Below are 18,332 nucleotides of genomic sequence, written 5' to 3' on the forward strand. Positions count from 1 at the left end.
CCCGAAAAACTCCCGGAAAATCAGGGGTTGACGTTCGGAAGCTCCTAGGCAATAGTTATCGTATACGATTTCGTACTCGATGAGGAGTAACACTTGGAACAGGTCACCGACCACATCCTGGCCGCGGCCCGCAAGGTCATCGCGGTGCACATCAACTATCCCAGCCGGGCAGCCCAGCGCGGCCGCACGCCGGAGCAGCCCTCCTACTTCCTGAAGCCATCGTCCTCCCTGGCCCTCAGCGGCTCGGTCGTGGAACGCCCGGCCGGCTGCGAACTCCTCGGATTCGAAGGCGAGATCGCCCTGATCATCGGCAAGCCGGCCCGCCGCGTCGGCCTCGAGGACGCCTGGAGCCACGTCGAGTGGGTCACCGCCAGCAACGACCTCGGCGTCTACGACCTTCGCTACGCGGACAAGGGCTCCAACCTCCGGTCCAAGGGCGGCGACGGTTTCACTCCGGTCGGGCCCGGGCTGATCCCCGCCGACACGGTGGATCCGGCAAAGCTGCGCATCCGCGCCTGGCATAACGGCGAGCTGGTCCAGGACGACACCACCGAAGACCTGCTCTTCCCGTTCGCCAGGCTCGTGGCCGACCTGTCCCAGCTGCTCACCCTCGAAGAGGGCGACATCATCCTGACCGGCACGCCGGCCGGCGCCTCCGTTGCCAAGCCGGGCGACGTCGTCGAGGTTGAAGTCAGGACCAGTACGACGACGGCGGGCGGCACCGCTTCCGGCCTCTCCACCGGCCGCCTGGTCACCAGGGTGGAGGAAGGCACGACGGCGTTCGCTGACTTCGGCGCCCGGCCCAAGACTGATGACCTGCAGCGGGAGGAAGCCTACGGCTCCCGGGAGGGGGCGGGGCTGCCGGCTCAGGCACCAGAGGCGCCGGCTCCGGTCCTAACCCCGGAGCTGAAGGCCAAGCTGGAAAGTGTCTGCACCGCCACCCTGTCCTCCCAGCTGCGCAAGCGCGGCCTGAACAACGTCAGCATCGACGGCCTCACGTCCACCAGGCCGGATAAGCGGATCGTCGGACTGGCCCGGACCCTGCGCTACGTGCCCAACCGCGAGGACCTGTTCAAGACCCACGGCGGCGGCTTCAACGCCCAGAAGAAGGCCATCGACTCCGTCAACGAGGGCGAGATCCTGGTGATGGAGGCCCGCGGCGAAAAGGGCACCGGCACCATCGGCGACATCCTGGCCCTCCGCGCCCAGGTCCGCGGCGCAGCCGCCATCATCACCGACGGCGGCGTCCGGGACTTCTCCGCCGTGGCCGCCATGGACATGCCCACCTACTATGCCAACCCCCACCCGGCCGTGCTGGGCCGCCGGCACATCCCGTGGGACACGGACATCACCATCGCCTGCGGCGGCACCACCGTGCAGCCCGGCGACATCATCGTGGCCGATTCTGACGGCATCCTGGTCATTCCGCCCGCCATGGCCGAGGAGGTCGCGGACGACTCCGTCGCCCAGGAACGCGAGGAAGTCTTCATCTCGGAAATGGTGCAGCAGGGCCACAGCGTGGACGGGCTCTACCCGCTGAACGCCGAATGGCGCCTCAAGTACGAACAATGGGAAACGGACAACCAATGACTGAGACTGTCACCGCCGCCGGCACCCAGACAGGCAGCAAATCCGAACAGGCCTACCAGGCGGTCAAGGCGCGCATCGTGGACGGGACCTACTCCCCCGGCTACCGGCTGGTGCTCGCCAAGATCGCCGAGGACCTCGGCGTCAGCGTGGTCCCGGTCCGCGAAGCCATCCGCCGGCTCGAAGCCGAAGGGCTGGTGAAGTTCGAGCGGAACGTCGGCGCCACCGTGTCCGGCATCGATCCCACCGAATACCTCTACACCATGCAGACCCTGAGCATCGTCGAGGGTGCCGCCACAGCCCTGTCGGCACCGCTGATCGGGGCGGCGGACGTGGCCCGCGCCCGGGCGGTGAACGAGGAGATGCGCGAATGCCTGCTGCACTTCGACCCCGTCCGCTTCACCCGGCTGAACCAGGACTTCCACAGCGTCCTGTTCGAGCACTGCCCCAACCCGCACATCCTGGACCTGGTCCACCGGGGCTGGAACCGGCTGGCGTCGCTGCGGTCCTCCACGTTCCGCTTCGTCCCCGGCCGGGCGCACGACTCCGTTGAAGAACACGAAGCCCTCCTGAAACTCATTGAAACCGGCGCCGACGCCGACACCATCGAAAAAGCAGCACGACTCCACCGCAGCGCCACCCTGGACGCGTACCTGGCGCAGGCGACACCCGATCACCAGACCCCACAGCAGTAAGGAAACAACAATGACGTTCACTGCCGAAGCGACCAAGACGCACTACATCCCGGAGGACCTCCCCGCCCATATCCAGCACTACATCAACGGCGAGTTCGTTGACTCGGTGGGCGGCAAGACCTTCGACGTCCTGGACCCGGTCTCCAACACCAACTACGCCACCGCCGCGGCCGGCCAGAAGGAGGACATCGACCTCGCCGTCGCCGCCGCCCGCGAAGCGTTCACCAAGGGCCCGTGGCCGAGGATGAAGCCGCGGGAACGCGCCCGCGTCCTGAACAGGATTGCCGACGCCGTCGAGGCCCAGGAGGAGCGCCTCGCCGAGCTCGAGACCTTCGACACCGGCCTGCCGATCACCCAGGCCAAGGGCCAGGCCCTGCGCGCGGCGGAGAACTTCCGCTTCTTCGCGGACCTGATCGTGGCCCAGTTCGATGACGCCATGAAGGTCCCCGGCTCGCAGATCAACTACGTGAACCGCAAGCCGATCGGCGTTGCCGGCCTCATCACCCCGTGGAACACCCCGTTCATGCTGGAGTCCTGGAAGCTCGCCCCGGCCCTGGCCACCGGCAACACCGTGGTCCTCAAGCCGGCGGAGTTCACCCCGCTCTCCGCCTCGCTGTGGGCGCAGATCTTCAAGGACGCGGGACTGCCGGACGGCGTCTTCAACCTGGTCAACGGCCTCGGCGAGGAAGCCGGCGATGCCCTGGTCAAGCACCCGGACGTCCCGCTGATCTCCTTCACCGGCGAGACCACCACGGGCCAGACCATCTTCCGCAACGCCGCCGCCAACCTCAAGGGCCTGTCCATGGAGCTCGGCGGCAAGTCCCCCTGCGTCGTGTTCGCCGACGCCGACCTCGACGCCGCGATCGACTCCGCCCTGTTCGGGGTCTTCTCGCTCAACGGCGAGCGCTGCACCGCGGGCTCCCGCATCCTCGTGGAGCGCGCCATCTACGACGAGTTCTGCGAGAAGTACGCCGCCCGCGCGAAGAAGATCGTCGTCGGCGATCCGCACGACCCCAAGACCCAGGTGGGCGCCCTGGTCCACCCGGAGCACTACGAAAAGGTGGCCTCCTACGTGGAGATCGGCAAGTCGGAAGGCCGGCTGCTGGCCGGCGGCGGCCGCCCGGAGCACCTCCCTGCGGGCAACTACATCGCCCCCACCGTCTTCGCCGATGTCGCCCCGGACGCGCGGATCTTCCAGGAGGAGATCTTCGGCCCCGTCGTCGCGATCACCCCGTTCGAGAACGACGACGAAGCCCTCGCCCTGGCGAACAACACCAAGTACGGCCTGGCGGCCTACATCTGGACCCAGAACCTGACCCGGGCCCACAACTTCTCGCAGAACGTCGAGGCCGGCATGGTCTGGCTCAACAGCCACAACGTCCGCGACCTCCGCACCCCGTTCGGCGGCGTCAAGGCCTCTGGCCTGGGCCACGAAGGCGGCTACCGCTCCATCGACTTCTACACCGACCAGCAGGCCGTGCACATCACGCTCGGCACGGTCCACACACCCAAATTCGGCGCTTAAATCTCAAGCCGGCGCCAGCCAGACCCCTTTCAACGAAGAGAGAACATCATGACTGACTTTGTACCCACCCCCTCCGTCCCGGCTCCGGACATCGTCCGCTGCGCGTACCTGGAACTCGTTGTCACGGACCTCGCGAAGTCCCGCGCGTTCTACGTGGACCTCCTGGGCCTGCACGTCACCGAGGAAGACGAGAACGCGATCTACCTCCGCTCCTTCGAGGAGTTCATCCACCACAACCTGGTGCTCCGCAAGGGCCCGGTGGCCGCTGCCGCGGCCTTCGCCTACCGCGTGAAGTCACCTGCAGAAGTGGACGCCGCCGAGGCGTACTACAAGGAACTGGGCTGCCGCACCGAACGCCGCAAGGACGGCTTCACCAAGGGCGTCGGCGACTCGGTCCGCGTCGAGGACCCGCTGGGCTTCCCCTACGAGTTCTTCTACGACGTGGAGCACGTGGAGCGCCTCACCCAGCGCTACGACCTCTACTCGGCAGGTGAGCTGGTCCGTCTGGACCACTTCAACCAGGTCACCCCGGACGTTCCCCGCGGCCGCAAGTACCTGGAGGACCTGGGCTTCCGCGTTTCCGAGGACATCAAGGACTCCGACGGCGTCACCTACGCCGCGTGGATGCACCGCAAGCAGACCGTGCACGACACCGCCCTGACCGGCGGCAACGGCCCGCGCCTGCACCACATCGCGTTCTCCACCCACGAGAAGCACAACATCATCCAGATCTGCGACAAGATGGGCGCCCTGCGCATCTCGGACCGGATCGAGCGCGGCCCCGGACGCCACGGCGTGTCCAACGCCTTCTACCTCTACATCCTGGACCCGGACGGCCACCGCATCGAGATCTACACCCAGGACTACTACACGGGCGACCCGGACAACCCCGTGGTGACCTGGGACGTGCACGACAACCAGCGCCGCGACTGGTGGGGCAACCCCGTCGTTCCCTCCTGGTACACCGAGGCCTCCCTCGTCCTGGACTTGGACGGCAACCCGCAGCCCGTCGTCGTCCGCGAGGAAAAAAGCGAGATGGCCGTGACCGTGGGCGCGGACGGCTTCTCCTACACCCGCAAGGAGGAGTCCGCAGGACAGAACACAGTGGAGGGCTTCAAGCTCGGAGCGCAGGTCTAAGCCATGCTGGACGCGAAGACGATCGAGGCCATTGCCGACGAACTGCTCGAAGCCGGCCGGAACCGCAAGCCGGTGCCGCGCCTGACTGCCCGCTACCCGGACATGACGGTGGAGGATTCCTACGCCGTGCAGCAGTTGTGGCGGCGCCGGAACGAGGAAGCCGGGCGCACGTTGGTGGGCCGCAAGATCGGGCTCACGTCCAAGGCCATGCAGGCCGCCACCGGCATCACGGAACCGGACTATGGCGCGATTTTCGACGACATGGTGCTCGAAACCGGCTGCTCCGTGCAGTGGGACAAGTACACCCACCCCCGGGTGGAGGTGGAGCTGGCGTTTGTCCTGAAAGACGCACTCAAAGGCCCCGGCTGCACGATTTTTGACGTCCTGAACGCCACCGACTACGTGGTTCCTGCCCTCGAGATCCTGGACTCCCGGATCGAGATGGAGGGCAGGACCATCGTGGACACCATCGCGGACAACGCCGCGATGGGCGCCATGGTGGTGGGCGGCAATCCCGTCCGCCCGGACGCCGTCGACCTCCGCTGGGTCTCCGCGATCCTCTACAAGAACCAGACCGTGGAAGAGACGGGCGTGGCAGCCGGCGTCCTGGACCACCCGGCCAACGGGGTGCACTGGCTGGCCAACAAGATCGCCGCCCACGGCGACGGAATGAAGGCCGGGGACATCATCCTGGCCGGGTCCTTCACACGCCCGCTGTGGGTCTACAAGGGCGACACCGTGCACGCCGACTACGGACCGCTGGGGAGCATCACATGCCGCTTCGAGTAGAACCCGATGCAACGTTCCGCGACGCCCTGGCCGCCGCGGACCGTCCCTTGGCGGGAATGTGGGTGTGCTCCGGCAGCCCGCTCGTCGCCGAAATCTGCGCCGGGGCCGGACTGGACTGGCTCCTGATCGACGCCGAACACAGCCCCAACGGCCTGGAATCCATCCTGGCCCAGCTGCAGGCGGTCCACGGCTACCCCGGGCACGTGGTGGTGCGGCCGCCCGTCAACGACACGGTGGTGTTCAAGCAGTACCTGGACCTCGGCGTCCAGAACCTGCTGGTCCCCATGGTCAACTCCGCAGCCGAGGCCGAGGCAGCGGTCGCCGCCACGCGCTACCCGCCGCACGGCGTCCGCGGAGTCGGCTCCTCGCTGGCCCGCGCTGCACGCTGGAACCGTGTCCCGGACTACCTCGCCCGTGCATCGCAAACGGTGAGCGTGACAGTTCAGATCGAATCCGAAGCGGCCGTGGCGGCGGTGGAGAACATCCTGGCGGTGGACGGCGTGGACGCCATTTTCCTGGGCCCCGCCGACCTCGCCGCCTCCATGGGCCTGCTGGGACAGCAGGAACATCCCGAGGTGCGCGCCGCCGTCGAACACTGCATCGCCGCCGCGAAGAAGGCGGGCAAGCCCGCCGGAGTGAACGCCTTCGCCCCGGCCACCGCCCGCGCCTACCTCGACGCCGGCGCTGCGTTTGTCCTGGTGGGCGCCGACGTCGCCATCCTGGCCCGCGGCTCCGAAGCACTCGCCGCCGAATACATCCCCCGCGTCCCGGTGGTTGGGCCCGGGGAAACCCCCGCCAGCTACTGATCCGAACCCGGCAAGCATCAGGCGGTGAAAACGCCCACCACATTCTTGAGGAGACCCCCCGCATGACCACTTCCCCCGTAATCTCCCCTGCCGTCACCCCTGAGCAGGAGGCCGCGCTTCTGGCGTCGGTCCCCAGCGGTCTGCTGATCGGCGGCCAATGGCGGAACGCGTCCGACGGCGGCACGTTCGACGTGTCCGACCCCGCCACCGGCGAGGTGCTCGCCACCCTCGCATCTGCCACCAGTGAGGACGCCCTCGCCGCGCTCGACGCCGCAGAAAAGGCCCAGGCTTCCTGGGAGCGGACGGCGCCGCGGGAACGCGCCGAAATCCTGCGCCGGGCCTTCGACCTTGTCACGGCACGCGCCGAGGATTTCGCGCTGCTCATGACCCTGGAAATGGGCAAGCCCCTGGCCGAAGCCCGCGGCGAAGTCACCTACGGCGCCGAGTTCCTGCGCTGGTTCTCCGAAGAGACGGTCCGCGACTACGGCCGCTACCTCACCACCCCCGAAGGCAAGAACAAGATCCTGGTACAGAAGAAGCCGGTCGGGCCCTGCCTGCTCATCACGCCGTGGAACTTCCCCCTGGCGATGGCCACGCGCAAGGTTGCTCCCGCCGTCGCCGCGGGGTGCACCATGGTGCTCAAACCGGCGAAGCTCACCCCGCTGACAGCCCAGGTGTTCGCCCAGACCATGCTCGACGCCGGACTTCCCGCAGGAGTCCTCAACGTGGTGTCCTCCTCCAGCGCCTCCGGGATCTCCGGCCCGCTGCTGGCAGACCCGCGGCTGCGCAAGCTCTCGTTCACCGGTTCCACCCCGGTGGGCAAGGGGCTCATGGCAGACGCCGCGCAGAACGTACTGCGCACTTCCATGGAGCTCGGCGGCAACGCCCCGTTCATCGTGTTCGAGGACGCAGACCTGGACCAGGCCGTGGAAGGCGCCATGGCCGCCAAAATGCGGAACATGGGCGAGGCATGCACCGCGGCCAACCGGTTCCTGGTCCAGGAATCCGTGGCAGCCGAGTTCACGCAAAAGTTCGCCGCTGCCATGGCTGAACTGGCCACCGGCCGCGGCACCGAACCGGACTCGCAGGTGGGTCCTCTCATCGACGCCGGCGCCCGTGACGACGTGCACGCCCTGGTCAGCGCCGCCGTCGACGCGGGGGCAACAGCCCTCACCGGCGGTTCACCCGAGGCGGGGGCCGGCTATTTCTACCCGCCCACCGTTCTGGGCGACGTGCCGAATGACGCCGAAATCCTGCGCCAGGAAATCTTCGGCCCGGTGGCTCCCGTCACCACCTTCAGCACCGAGGAGGACGCCATCCGCCTCGCCAATGCCAGTGAGTACGGCCTCGCCTCCTACATCTACAGCCGCGATTTCAACCGGCTGATACGGGTGGCCGAACAGATCGAGTTCGGCATGGTGGGCTTCAACGCGGGCGTCATCTCCAACGCGGCGGCCCCGTTCGGCGGCGTGAAGCACTCCGGTCTGGGCCGCGAAGGCGGCTCCGAAGGGATCGCCGAATACACCACCACGCAGTACATCGGCATCGCCGACCCCTACGCTCCCTGACCTCCTGCAGTTCGCCAAACCACCACCAGCGGGCCACACCGTCGTGCCCGCGGAAAGAGACACCATGAGCGCTCCGTCGCATCCACAACGCAATTCGGCACGGGATAACCGCCGGGTAGCGTTTGCCACTATCGTCGGAACCACCATCGAGTGGTACGACTTCTTCATCTACGCGAACGCTGCCGGCCTGGTTTTCGCCAAGCTTTTCTTCGAACCCGCCGGCAACGACATAGCCCTGTTGGTTTCCTTCGCGTCAGTGGGCCTGAGCTTCCTGTTCCGGCCCCTGGGCGCATTCCTCGCCGGACACTACGGCGACCGGCTGGGTCGCCGGGCCATGCTGGTCCTCACCCTGATCCTCATGGGGGCCGCCACCACGCTGATCGGCGTGCTGCCCACCTACGAGACCGCTGGCCTGGCTGCACCCGTCCTGCTGTTGCTCCTGCGCATCCTGCAAGGCATCTCTGCGGGCGGCGAATGGGGCGGTGCAGTCCTCATGGCCGTGGAACACGCGCCCAGTGCCAAGCGCGGCCTGTTCGGTTCATTCCCGCAGCTCGGAGTCCCCTTGGGCATGCTGCTTGCCTCAGCGGTCCTGGCCCTGATGTCCGGCGTGGTTTCGCCGGGCGCGGCTTTCGTCGAGTGGGGCTGGCGTGTCCCGTTCCTGCTCAGCTTTGTGCTGATCGTCGTGGGCTTCATTGTCCGCCGGAGCGTAGACGAGAGCCCTGTCTTTGCGGAAATTGCCACTCGGAGGCAGCAGACGCGCGTTCCAATCGTGGAGCTGTTCAAGAAGCACTGGCTGCTGGTCATCATTGCGGCGCTGGTCTTTGCAGGCAACAACGCGGCGGGCTACATGACCACCGGAGGGTACATCCTCAGCTACGCCACCGCACCCAAGGGACTGGCCATGGACCGCACCGAAGTGCTCCTAGCCGTCACGGCCTCCGCCGCGCTGTGGTTCATCTTCACACTCCTCGCCGGCTTCCTCGCCGACAGCATTGGCCGGAAGAAGACCTACCTCATCGGCTATGGCTGCCTGATCGTCACGTTCTTCCCCCTGTTTTGGCTCATCAATACCGGCAACATCTGGGCCATGCTCCTGGGCCTGGCCATATTCAGTGTCGGACTCGGCCTGACCTACGGACCGCAGGCCGCTCTCTACAGTGAACTCTTTCCGGCATCCATCCGGTTCTCCGGAGTTGCCATCTCCTATGCGTTGGGCGCGATTATCGGCGGTGCCTTTGCTCCGACGATCGCCACTGCACTGGTCCAGGCGACCGGGACCACCACGTCAGTGTCTGCGTACCTGCTGATTCTCGCACTGATCTCAACGGGGGCGGTGCTGGTGATCCGCGAACGGAAAGGCATCGATCTGGGCATCGACAACCAGGCCGAGCAGGAAGTCGGCGCCACCGTGTTCGACAAGCGCAGCGCCGTCGTCGCTACGGACATCGCCGCCAAGGTCTGACGCAACCGTCCGCTTCCCGGGCCTCCGCGCGCAGCGGTGCGGGGCCCGCTGGCGTCAAGCACCCTCCGCCGGCGATGCAGCGGCCGCCTGCCGCGGCAATGTCGGGGCAGGCTCCGGCAATAGACTGGAGCCATGGCCCAGACTGGACTCTACGCAAGCAGACGGTTCCTTCGCGGCCGGATCAGGACAGGGCTGGTCCGCAGCCGGAACTCGCTGATCCCCGGGATCCAGATGACCGTCGGCGCGGTGGGAGCCTACGCCTTCGCTGAGTACGTCCTGGGCCATTCCGGCCCGCTGTTCGCCGCCACGTCCGCCCTGATCGCGCTGGGTTTCTCCCGCGATCCCCGCCTGCGGAGGGTGATCGAGGTGGGCCTGGGCTGCACCATCGGCATTGCCGTGGGCGACCTGCTGCTCCACTGGCTCGGCGCCGGGATCTGGCAGGCCGCCGTCGTCCTCCTGATCTCAATCCTGCTGGCCCGCTTCCTGGACAGCGGCACCATCTTCACCACGCAGCTGGCGCTGCAGTCACTGCTGGTGGTGCTCCTGCCGGCACCTGCCGGCGGGCCCTTCACGCGCAGCCTCGACGCCGTGGTGGGCGGCGTGGTTGCCCTGTTGGTAACCATCCTGGCGCCCAAGGATCCGCGCCGCGAACCGCGCAAGGACGTGCAGAAGCTGCTCCATGAGCTGGCGGAAGTGCTGCGGGAATGTGGCTCGGCCCTGACCCACAGCGATTCCACCCAGGCCTGGCACGCCCTTGTCCGCGGCCGGAGCAGCCAGCCGCTGGTGGACGCCATGCGGCACTCGCTGCGGGCATCCGGCGAGGTGGCCACACTGGCTCCCGCGTACCGGAGGCACCGGGACGAACTGGACCGGCTGGAGCAGTCGCTGGATTACATCGACCTCGCGCTGCGAAACAGCCGCGTCTTCGCACGCCGCCTGACCAGTTCCATCAACCATGCGGCGCTGTCAGACGAAGCCACCGAGAACATCGCCGAGGTCCTGCAGGAGACCGCCGCGGCCATCGACGAACTCTCGCTGGGGCTGGCCGAAGTGCACGAGGGCGCCCGCCGCGCCCACCTGCGCAGTGCGCGTCAGGATCTGGGTGTGATCGCCGGGCGGCTGCACCCGAAGATGCTGAAAGTGGAGCGGCTCGAGGGCGAAACCGTGGTGATGCTTTTCCGGCCCCTGATGGTGGACCTGATGGAGGCCGCCGGCATGGATTCCAGCGAGGCGCGCGACATCCTGCCCCCGCTGTAGCGGGGCCACGGAACCCCGGACCAGGAATGTCGGGCCCGCCGGATAGTGTGGAGCAATGGCTACAAAGACTTCCCGGGCGTCCAAGACACCGGGCTATAAGTGCGCGGAATGCGGCTGGACCACGGTCAAGTGGGTGGGGCGCTGCGGTGAGTGCCAGGCGTGGGGAACCGTTGAGGAAACCGGCGCCGCGGTGGCCCGTACGACGGCGGCCACTACCGTTTTGGAGCCCGCCCGCCCCATCGCCGAGGTGGACGCCACCACCGCCGCCTTCCTGCCCACGGGCGTGGACGAGCTGGACCGCGTGCTGGGCGGCGGCGTCGTGCCCGGCGCCGTGATCCTGCTGGCCGGTGAGCCCGGGGTCGGCAAATCCACACTGCTGCTGGACGTGGCCGCCAAGTTTGCCCGGACGGGCCAAAGCGTCCTGTACGTCACGGGCGAGGAATCCGCGGCGCAGGTCAAGCTGCGGGCTGAGCGGATCGACGCGATCGCGGACACGCTGTACCTGTCCGCGGAGACCGACCTTGGCCAGGCCCTGGGCCAAGTGGAAAAGGTGGAACCGAAGCTCCTCGTGGTGGACTCCGTGCAGACGCTGAGCAGCGCGGACGTGGAGGGCAGCTCGGGCGGCGTTTCCCAGGTGCGTGAGGTGGCGGCGTCCATCATCGCGGCCGCCAAGCGCCGCAACATGACCACGCTGCTGGTGGGGCACGTGACGAAGGACGGGTCCATCGCCGGGCCGCGCCTCCTGGAGCACCTCGTGGATGTGGTGTGCCAGTTCGAGGGCGAGCGCCACTCACGCCTCCGGCTGCTGCGTGCGGTCAAGAACCGGTACGGTCCCACGGACGATGTGGGCTGCTTCGACCTCAACGAGGACGGCATTGAGGGCCTGGCGGACCCCAGCGGGCTGTTCGTCACCCGCACCAAGGATCCGGTGTCCGGCACATGCATCACGGTGACCATGGAGGGCAGGCGCCCGCTGCTGGCCGAGGTGCAGTCGCTCCTAGCCGAGAGCCCCAACTCGCAGCCGCGCCGGGCCACCAGCGGCCTGGACAGCTCGCGCGTGGCCATGCTGCTCGCCGTGTTGCAGCAGCGGGCGGGCTGCCTGCTGCAGGAGGACGACTCCTATGTGGCCACCGTGGGCGGCGTGAAACTCAGCGAGCCGGCCACGGACCTTGCCGTGGCGCTGGCGGTCGCATCTGCCAAGGCTAAGAAACCACTGCCGCAGCGGCTCATCGCGTTCGGGGAGGTGGGGCTGGCCGGTGAGGTCCGTCCCGTGCCCGGCATCAACCAGCGCATCCAGGAGGCGCACCGGCTGGGCTTCACGCACGCCGTGGTTCCCTCCAGCCACAACGGCCCGGGCCCGGTGCCGGCGGGCTTCTCGGTGCGGGAAGTCGGCCACCTGACCGAGGCCCTGAGCCTGCTGATCAGTTAGGCGGCACGCCTTCGAGCGGGGACGCGCCTTCTGATCGACCTACCCGGCCGGACGAGCCGGACGGCGGGCGGGCCGGATGGTCGGCCGGCGGGCGGGCGGGTCCAGGCAAAAAGTGGCCCGCGCTGGTCTGCCGGCGCGGGCCACTGCTGTTGATGTTCGCCTCCCTCGGAGGGCTGGGGCTAGTTCTTCCGTGCCCGGGTGCGGACCAGTGCGGTGGCGCCAGCGGCGAGGCCAAGCACGCCTGCTACCAGCCCGAACCAGCCGGCGGTTTCGCCGCCGCTGGACGAACCCGCAGGGGCCGTTGACGCGGCCGGTGCCGCTTCCGGCGTCGTGGTTGCAGAGCCGTCGGCTTCAGCTGCAGTGGTGACGAAGGCGGGTGCCGGACGGTGCTCTTTTTCTGCAGACGCGGGCGCGGATGCGGACGCGGATGCAGGCGCGGACGCGGATGCTGCGGCGTGATCGCGCTCAGCCTCTTCCGTGTCAGCCCAGTTAACGGTGGTCCCGTCGGTGTAGCCCTGCATGGCCGGCAGCGTCACCGTCGTGCCGGCAGCCGGGAGCCGGCCAACCGAGAGGGTGAACGTCTGGAATTCGTTCTGGCCGATCTGGTGGGCGGTGTCGGCCGTCCAGATCACGCTCGTGGGAGCCTTGGTCACGGTAGCCCCGTCAATCTCCACAGGCTTGGGCAGTGCAGTGGTGACAACCTGCGCCTTCCAGCCGTCGATCGGCTTGACCGAGACCGACGTCAGCGGCGTGTCGGTGGGGAGTTTGACCTCGAGCCGGTTGGTCTTGGCGGTCTCGGATTCATTCGGGACGCTGAAGGTCAGTTTGGTGAATCCGCCCTCGGCGGTCTTGGACGGATCGACGGTGACGTGCGCGGACGCGGCCACGGCGCCGGCGCCAAGGAGCCCTGCGGTCATCGAGGCGGCGGCTGCGGTCTTGAGGGCACGGCGAAGGAAGCTATTCATGGCAGGTTGCCTTTCACAAGAGAAAAAATTCGTCAGGAACAGGCCCGCAGCAGTGCGGGCGCGGGAAAGAGAGTGTGAGCCGCCCCTCGGTCCCTGTCCTTATGTGAAGGGACCCTTCTAAGCGGCCGGCGCGAACGCGGGAGGTCCCCGCAGGGACGGCAGTCGCAGCCCTGGGCTTGACGGGGGAAGAAGGGCCGGCACAGCGCAGGGGCCGGAGACACGGGCCGGAACGATGCCGACCGGCTCGGGCCGGCGGACCAGGGGACGCAGCCAGGAGGCCAGGATTCCCAGGGCCTGCTCTCCGCGGGCCATGATCAGTGCGGTGGCGAGGGTGGCCAGGGCGTGGGCTGCAAACATGAGGCCGTCGGAAGCGGCATCGTGGGCAGGTGCGGCACCGGCGAAGGCCTCCGCGGCCAGCACCGTGCCCGAGTGCTGGGCATGGCCCGGCATCAGCGGGTGGGGCGTCGTCGCGGGGGACGCGGCCCGCAGTGCGTCGAATGCCCAGTGAAGCCAGAGCTGCCCGGCACCCAGCAGACCTGTAAGTGCGGGGAAGGTCAGCCGGAATCGCGTCAGCGCGGCCACCGGGATCATGGCGACGGCACAGAGCGCCGCGAGGATCGCGGGCGCCGGCAGTTGGCCGCCGGCGGCAAGGTGCCCGCCGGCCGAGAATCCGATGACGATGGACCCGATCAGCGCGGTCCGGAAAAGCCGGAACGAGGCACGGGGCAACATCGGCGGTCCTTTCCGGAAGATCAACGGCGCGAGCGAGGGGCGGTGGCCCGATTCGGGAGCTGGCACGATTCGGGCACTGGCACAAGTCTGGCTGTGGCCCAATTCTGGCGGCCGTTCAATTCTACTGTCCCGCCAGTGCCGCACCTTCTCCGGCGGGCGATCATGACATGCTGCCGGCCAGGTTCTCGGGTCTCGTAGCAGGACTCGTTCTCAGTACTCGTGGCGGCGTCGTTGGGAGCCAGGCGCCGCCGCACGTACGCACCCGTTGCGAGCAGTCCCGCCGCGAGCGCAGTTCCTCCCGCGGCAACGCCCCAGGGGAATCCGGCCGCCTCTGCGGGCTCATGTACGGGAGCCGGCGTTGCAGGCTGCGCTGTTCCGGATTTCCGGATCCCGTTCGCCTGCCCGGCCGTGAAGGTGAAACTTCCCTCAATGGGGTGGGAATCGGAGGACACCACGCGCCAGAGAACCTTGTACCGGCCGGCGGGGGCGCCGGCTTTGATGGCTTGGGCGACGTGGTTGTTCACGATGACCACCGGCCCTACAGCCTGGTTCGTGCCGCTTTCGTCCTTAACCAGAATCTGCGAGCCGATCGCGATCGGCGTCCTGTTGAACGTCAGCCGGACCATGCCCGGAACAGCCGTGACGACGGCCCCGTCAGCAGGCTCCACAGCTTCAGCCACGTCGTGGGCGGCCGCCGGCTGCGCCGCGGCCAAAGGGAAAACGGTCACGCAGGCGGCAAGGAGCGGGCCTCCGATCGCCCTGCGCAGCCGCCACGTTCTGAACCGCGGGCCCGTGGCACACCACCCTCCGTCGTCGGCTGTATTTCCTGCCCCAGTGTAAGACCCGGTGCTGGATCGCGGACCACCCTTCCGGGGCGGCCTCCATGACCAACCGCCCTCCCGGGCACAAGGTTTTCCCACGCTGCCGTGCTTAGAGTCGGCATGTCACAGCGGCCTGCGCTCTGAGGGGAGGCACAGATGGATCTTCGTGGCTCACTGCGCCTTTTCCGCGCTGTCCTGGTTGCGGGCATGGCGATGTCCCCCACCACCGCGGGGCACGTGCTCGGCGGCGGGGCGACCGCTCCGGACAACGCCTTCGGCATCGCCGGGCGGGGGGCCGGCCTTGTCGGCCTTGCCGCAGGGACCGCCGCCCTCATCCGGACGCGCACTCGGCGGAAGAACTGACCCGACTAAGCAGGCCTGTGGCTTGGTCAGGGCTGTGGCCTGGTCAGGCCTTCGGCCCAACCAGGGCCCTGCCTACGAAGCGGTTACCACCAGCGCCACGCTGTGCCCGCCGAAGCCAAACGCGTTGACGATGCCCGCCGTCGCGGTGCTGCCGCTGACGGTTCCGGTGATGACGTTGAGGTCCACCTCGGGGTCGAGGTTGCCCAGGTTGTACGTGCCGGGCAGGTCGCCGGTCCGCAGGGCCTGGAGCGTGGCGATCGCGCCCAGCGCGCCGGCACCGCCGAGCAGGTGCCCGGTGAGCGACTTTGTGGACGTCACCGGCACCGCGGTGCCCATCACGGCACTGATGGCCTGCGCTTCCAGCCTGTCGCCCACCGGAGTGGACGTCGCGTGGGCGTGCACAAACCCGATATCCGCCCCGCTGAGGTCCGCCGAGGCGAGCGCCTTCTCCATGACCCGGCGCTGCATGTCCGGATCAGCAGCCACGATGTCGCTGGCGTCCGAAGTCACGGCACCGCCCGCAATGGCACCGAGGACGTCCGCGCCGCGCGCCCGGGCATGGGCCTCGCTCTCCAGCACCAGGATGCCGGCGCCTTCCGCGATGACGAAGCCGTCACGGTCCCGGTCAAACGGGCGAGAGGCCCCCTGCGGGTCGTCGTTGCGGGTGGAAAGGGCCCTGATCTGGGAGAAGCCGCTGATGATGAGATCGTTGACGCACGCATCAACACCGCCGGCAATGACGACGTCGGCCGCTCCGGAGCGGATCATCTCGGCGCCTTGCGCGATCGCTTCGGCGCCGGACGCGCAGGCGCTGACGGGCGTGCGCGCCCCGCCGCGGGCGCCGAGGTCGATGGAGACCCAGGCCGACGGCCCGTTGACCATGATCCGGGTCAGGGTGTGCGGCGAGACCTTTCGCGGGCCGCCGCTGTCCAGCTCCCGGGTCTGGGCGAGCGTCGTGTCCAGTCCCCCGTAGCCCGAACCGATCACCACGGCGAGCCGTTCGGGATCGACGTCGGGGGTTCCTGCCTGGGCCCAGGCCTCCCGGGCAGCAACGAGCGCAAGCTGTCCGCAACGGTCCATCCGTTTGAGCTCGCGGGTGCTCAGCAGGGACGCCAGATCGGCCGTGACGCGTCCCGCCATCCGCACCGGCAGGGCCTGCGCCCACTCCTCGGACAGCGCGGCGATGCCGGAACGCCCGGCCAGCAGCGCCGTCCAGGTCTCGGGAACCGTGGCGCCGAGGGGGTTGAGCGAGCCCATGCCGGTAACGACGGCCCGGGATGAAACTGCAGACATGGCACACCTTGCTTCCAGGAACCGGACGTGATGCCCGGCGTTAGACAATTCGGAACCGCTCAGCCCGACCGGATAAACCGAGACCGGCGCGAAGGACGCCAACCCCGGGGTTCCATGGGGTATTCGGATCCTTCTGGCCGGCGGAGGGCCGCGGCGGCTACTTTGCGGGGTTGTGGGTTCCGATCGGCACGAGCGTGAGGTCCGGATGGTTCTTCTCGATGCGGCGCAGCGCCCAGACGTCGTTGAACAGGGCGAGGTATTCGCCGTCGGACCGCAGCAGCACCTCAGCGCCGATCACGTTGGCCAGCGCGGGCATGGCGTCCGCCGTCGAAATCCTTGCCATGGAATACGGGAGGCGCTCCAGCCGCATGGGTGCGCTGAAGTCGTGGGCCATGCGGTCCTCCACCACTTCGAACTGCATGGGGCCGACGGCGGCAAGCACCGGCGCCTGGTCACCGCGGACGTCGGAGCGCAGCACCTGGATGACGCCCTCGTGCTCGAGCTGCTCGATGCCGCGGCGGAACTGCTTGAAGCGGCTGGGGTCCTTGGAGCGGGCCACCTGGAAGTGTTCCGGCGCGAACAGCGGAATGGCCGGGAACTCCACGGGCTCCTCGAGGAAAAGGCTGTCCCCCACCCGCAGCGAGGACGCGTTGACCAGGCCGACCACGTCGCCGGGGTAGGCCTCGTCGATGACTTCGCGTTCGCGGCCGAACACCTGCTGCGCATACTTCGTGGCGAAGGATTTGCCGGTGCGCGTCTGTGTCACCACCATGCCGCGCTCGAACACGCCCGAGCAGACCCGGATGAATGCCACGTGGTCGCGGTGGGCCTTGTTCATGCCGGCCTGCACCTTGAAGACGAACCCGGCGAACGGGGAGTCCACGGCACGCGGCTGGCCGTCCACATCGGGGCGCGGCGCGGCGGGCGGGGCGAAGTCCACCAGGGCGTCCAGGATTTCCTTGACGCCGAAGTTCAGCGCCGCGGAGCTGAACAGGATGGGAGTGGCCTCGCCGGCGTGGAAGCTCTCCACGTTGAACTCGAGGTTGGATTCGATGACCAGCCCGGCTTCGTCGACGGCGTCAGTCCAGTTGTTGCCCTGGCTCTCCGCCGCTTCCTCCGGGGTGAAGTACTCGGTGAGGGCGATGTTGGCGCCGGCGTTGTTGCGCTGGAACCGGGCGAAGCGGTCGTTGCGCAGGTCCCACACACCGCGGAAGTCGCCGGAGATTCCCACGGCCCAGGTCAGCGGCATGGGCTGGAGTCCGGTGCGTTCGGTGATTTCGTCCATGAGCGCCAGCGCGTCCAGGCCCGGACGGTCCCACTTGTTGATGACGGTGATGATGGGCAGGTTCCGCTGCTTGCAGACCTCGAAGAGTTTCATGGTCTGCGTTTCCAGGCCCTTCGCCGCATCCACCAGCATCACTGCGCAGTCGACGGCGGCGAGCACCCGGTAGGTGTCCTCCGAGAAGTCCGCGTGGCCGGGGGTGTCCAGCAGGTTGATCACGGTGTCGCGGTAGGAGAACTGGAGCGCCGCGGAGCTGATGGAGATGCCGCGGTCCTTTTCCATCTGCATCCAGTCCGACACTGTCTCCTTGCGGTTGGCCTTTCCGCTGGAGGCTCCCGCCGTGCCGATGACCTTGGCGTGCAGGGCGAGGGCCTCGGTGAGCGTGGACTTGCCGGCGTCCGGGTGTGAGATGACAGCGAACGTCCGGCGCCGGCCCGCCTGCTTGTGAATCTCATGGACTCGGGCGGGGCTGAGGACTTCTTGGGACACGGTGCTACTTTCGCTGCGATCCGCGGAGGATCCTGGTTTCGGAAATATATGCGGGGTCTGAAAGGTCAGAAGCCCTGATGAATCTGAGGCTTAGGAGAATTCAGTTGCCGGGTGGCGGCGGGAACGCGCCAG

The 18,332-nt window shown here is 68.0% G+C and carries 16 protein-coding genes; 11 read left to right on the forward strand and 5 right to left on the reverse strand.

The genetic code is table 11. The annotated features are described in order from the left end of the window. Positions 1-93 precede the first annotated feature (93 nt). The 10 genes from ASG92_RS19255 (at position 94) to radA (ending at position 12,255) form a co-directional block, all read left to right on the forward strand. Positions 94-1,590 (forward strand): fumarylacetoacetate hydrolase family protein, encoded by a 1,497-nt coding sequence (locus ASG92_RS19255; protein WP_056631864.1) that lies wholly within the window; start codon positions 94-96, stop codon positions 1,588-1,590. Beyond that, positions 1,587-2,282: a GntR family transcriptional regulator gene (locus ASG92_RS19260; protein ID WP_056631866.1), complete on the forward strand. Its 696-nt coding sequence runs from the start codon at positions 1,587-1,589 to the stop codon at positions 2,280-2,282. The genes ASG92_RS19255 and ASG92_RS19260 overlap by 4 nt, the downstream gene beginning before the upstream one ends. A 10-nt stretch (positions 2,283-2,292) precedes the next feature. Next, positions 2,293-3,807: a 5-carboxymethyl-2-hydroxymuconate semialdehyde dehydrogenase gene (gene hpaE / locus ASG92_RS19265; RefSeq protein ID WP_056631869.1), complete on the forward strand. Its 1,515-nt coding sequence runs from the start codon at positions 2,293-2,295 to the stop codon at positions 3,805-3,807. A gap of 48 nt (positions 3,808-3,855) precedes the next feature. Next, complete coding sequence (gene hpaD, locus ASG92_RS19270) at positions 3,856-4,944, forward strand: 3,4-dihydroxyphenylacetate 2,3-dioxygenase (RefSeq protein WP_056631871.1); 1,089 nt, start codon at positions 3,856-3,858, stop codon at positions 4,942-4,944. Between the two features lie 3 nt (positions 4,945-4,947). Next, positions 4,948-5,733, forward strand: coding sequence for a 2-oxo-hept-4-ene-1,7-dioate hydratase (gene hpaH / locus ASG92_RS19275; protein ID WP_056631874.1), 786 nt, complete (start codon positions 4,948-4,950; stop codon positions 5,731-5,733). Continuing rightward, positions 5,718-6,539 carry an HpcH/HpaI aldolase/citrate lyase family protein gene (locus ASG92_RS19280; protein ID WP_200952017.1) on the forward strand — a complete coding sequence of 274 codons (822 nt, stop codon included), beginning with the start codon at positions 5,718-5,720 and terminating at the stop codon, positions 6,537-6,539. Before hpaH ends, ASG92_RS19280 begins: the two co-directional genes overlap by 16 nt. Before the next feature lie 62 nt (positions 6,540-6,601). Next, positions 6,602-8,107: an NAD-dependent succinate-semialdehyde dehydrogenase gene (locus tag ASG92_RS19285; RefSeq protein WP_056631878.1), complete on the forward strand. Its 1,506-nt coding sequence runs from the start codon at positions 6,602-6,604 to the stop codon at positions 8,105-8,107. A gap of 64 nt (positions 8,108-8,171) precedes the next feature. Beyond that, positions 8,172-9,569: an MFS transporter gene (locus ASG92_RS19290; protein WP_056631881.1), complete on the forward strand. Its 1,398-nt coding sequence runs from the start codon at positions 8,172-8,174 to the stop codon at positions 9,567-9,569. Between the two features lie 132 nt (positions 9,570-9,701). After that, complete coding sequence (locus tag ASG92_RS19295; RefSeq protein ID WP_056631884.1) at positions 9,702-10,826, forward strand: FUSC family protein; 1,125 nt, start codon at positions 9,702-9,704, stop codon at positions 10,824-10,826. A 55-nt stretch (positions 10,827-10,881) separates the two neighbouring features. Further along, complete coding sequence (gene radA, locus ASG92_RS19300) at positions 10,882-12,255, forward strand: DNA repair protein RadA (protein WP_056631886.1); 1,374 nt, start codon at positions 10,882-10,884, stop codon at positions 12,253-12,255. 179 nt (positions 12,256-12,434) lie between these two features. Here the strand turns inward: radA and ASG92_RS19305 are convergent, their stop codons facing one another. The 3 genes from ASG92_RS19305 to ASG92_RS19315 all read right to left on the reverse strand — a co-directional run bounded on the left by ASG92_RS19305 (position 12,435) and on the right by ASG92_RS19315 (position 14,680). After that, on the reverse strand, positions 12,435-13,220 hold the full coding sequence (locus ASG92_RS19305) for a YcnI family protein (RefSeq protein WP_056631889.1): 786 nt from the start codon (positions 13,218-13,220) through the stop codon (positions 12,435-12,437). Positions 13,221-13,337: 117 nt separating this feature from the next. After that, positions 13,338-13,952 (reverse strand): hypothetical protein, encoded by a 615-nt coding sequence (locus tag ASG92_RS19310; RefSeq protein ID WP_056631892.1) that lies wholly within the window; start codon positions 13,950-13,952, stop codon positions 13,338-13,340. A 20-nt stretch (positions 13,953-13,972) separates the two neighbouring features. Further along, positions 13,973-14,680, reverse strand: a complete 708-nt coding sequence (locus ASG92_RS19315) for a copper resistance CopC family protein (protein ID WP_240987199.1) — start codon at positions 14,678-14,680, stop codon at positions 13,973-13,975. A 249-nt stretch (positions 14,681-14,929) separates the two neighbouring features. On the opposite strand from ASG92_RS19315, the gene ASG92_RS19320 reads away from it, so the two are divergent. Next, entirely contained in the window at positions 14,930-15,136 is a 207-nt protein-coding gene (locus tag ASG92_RS19320) for a hypothetical protein (protein ID WP_056631895.1), read from the forward strand. A gap of 72 nt (positions 15,137-15,208) precedes the next feature. Here the strand turns inward: ASG92_RS19320 and ASG92_RS19325 are convergent, their stop codons facing one another. Continuing rightward, complete coding sequence (locus ASG92_RS19325) at positions 15,209-16,429, reverse strand: beta-ketoacyl-[acyl-carrier-protein] synthase family protein (RefSeq protein WP_056631898.1); 1,221 nt, start codon at positions 16,427-16,429, stop codon at positions 15,209-15,211. 157 nt (positions 16,430-16,586) lie between these two features. After that, entirely contained in the window at positions 16,587-18,200 is a 1,614-nt protein-coding gene (locus ASG92_RS19330) for a peptide chain release factor 3 (protein ID WP_056631901.1), read from the reverse strand. Positions 18,201-18,332: the final 132 nt, after the last annotated feature.

This window comes from Arthrobacter sp. Soil736 (assembly GCF_001428005.1).
GTDB lineage: Bacteria > Actinomycetota > Actinomycetes > Actinomycetales > Micrococcaceae > Arthrobacter.

Excerpts from the sequence above, each read along its gene's own strand:
- ASG92_RS19325 (WP_056631898.1), bottom strand. The coding sequence starts at position 16,429 with ATGTCTGCAGTTTCATCCCGGGCCGTCGTTACCGGCATGGGCTCGCTC.
- hpaD (WP_056631871.1), top strand. The coding sequence starts at position 3,856 with ATGACTGACTTTGTACCCACCCCCTCCGTCCCGGCTCCGGACATCGTC.
- ASG92_RS19260 (WP_056631866.1), top strand. The coding sequence starts at position 1,587 with ATGACTGAGACTGTCACCGCCGCCGGCACCCAGACAGGCAGCAAATCC.
- ASG92_RS19310 (WP_056631892.1), bottom strand. The coding sequence starts at position 13,952 with ATGTTGCCCCGTGCCTCGTTCCGGCTTTTCCGGACCGCGCTGATCGGG.
- ASG92_RS19320 (WP_056631895.1), top strand. The coding sequence starts at position 14,930 with ATGGATCTTCGTGGCTCACTGCGCCTTTTCCGCGCTGTCCTGGTTGCG.
- ASG92_RS19280 (WP_200952017.1), top strand. The coding sequence starts at position 5,718 with ATGCCGCTTCGAGTAGAACCCGATGCAACGTTCCGCGACGCCCTGGCC.
- radA (WP_056631886.1), top strand. The coding sequence starts at position 10,882 with ATGGCTACAAAGACTTCCCGGGCGTCCAAGACACCGGGCTATAAGTGC.
- ASG92_RS19290 (WP_056631881.1), top strand. The coding sequence starts at position 8,172 with ATGAGCGCTCCGTCGCATCCACAACGCAATTCGGCACGGGATAACCGC.
- ASG92_RS19305 (WP_056631889.1), bottom strand. The coding sequence starts at position 13,220 with ATGAATAGCTTCCTTCGCCGTGCCCTCAAGACCGCAGCCGCCGCCTCG.
- ASG92_RS19285 (WP_056631878.1), top strand. The coding sequence starts at position 6,602 with ATGACCACTTCCCCCGTAATCTCCCCTGCCGTCACCCCTGAGCAGGAG.
- hpaH (WP_056631874.1), top strand. The coding sequence starts at position 4,948 with ATGCTGGACGCGAAGACGATCGAGGCCATTGCCGACGAACTGCTCGAA.
- ASG92_RS19295 (WP_056631884.1), top strand. The coding sequence starts at position 9,702 with ATGGCCCAGACTGGACTCTACGCAAGCAGACGGTTCCTTCGCGGCCGG.
- hpaE (WP_056631869.1), top strand. The coding sequence starts at position 2,293 with ATGACGTTCACTGCCGAAGCGACCAAGACGCACTACATCCCGGAGGAC.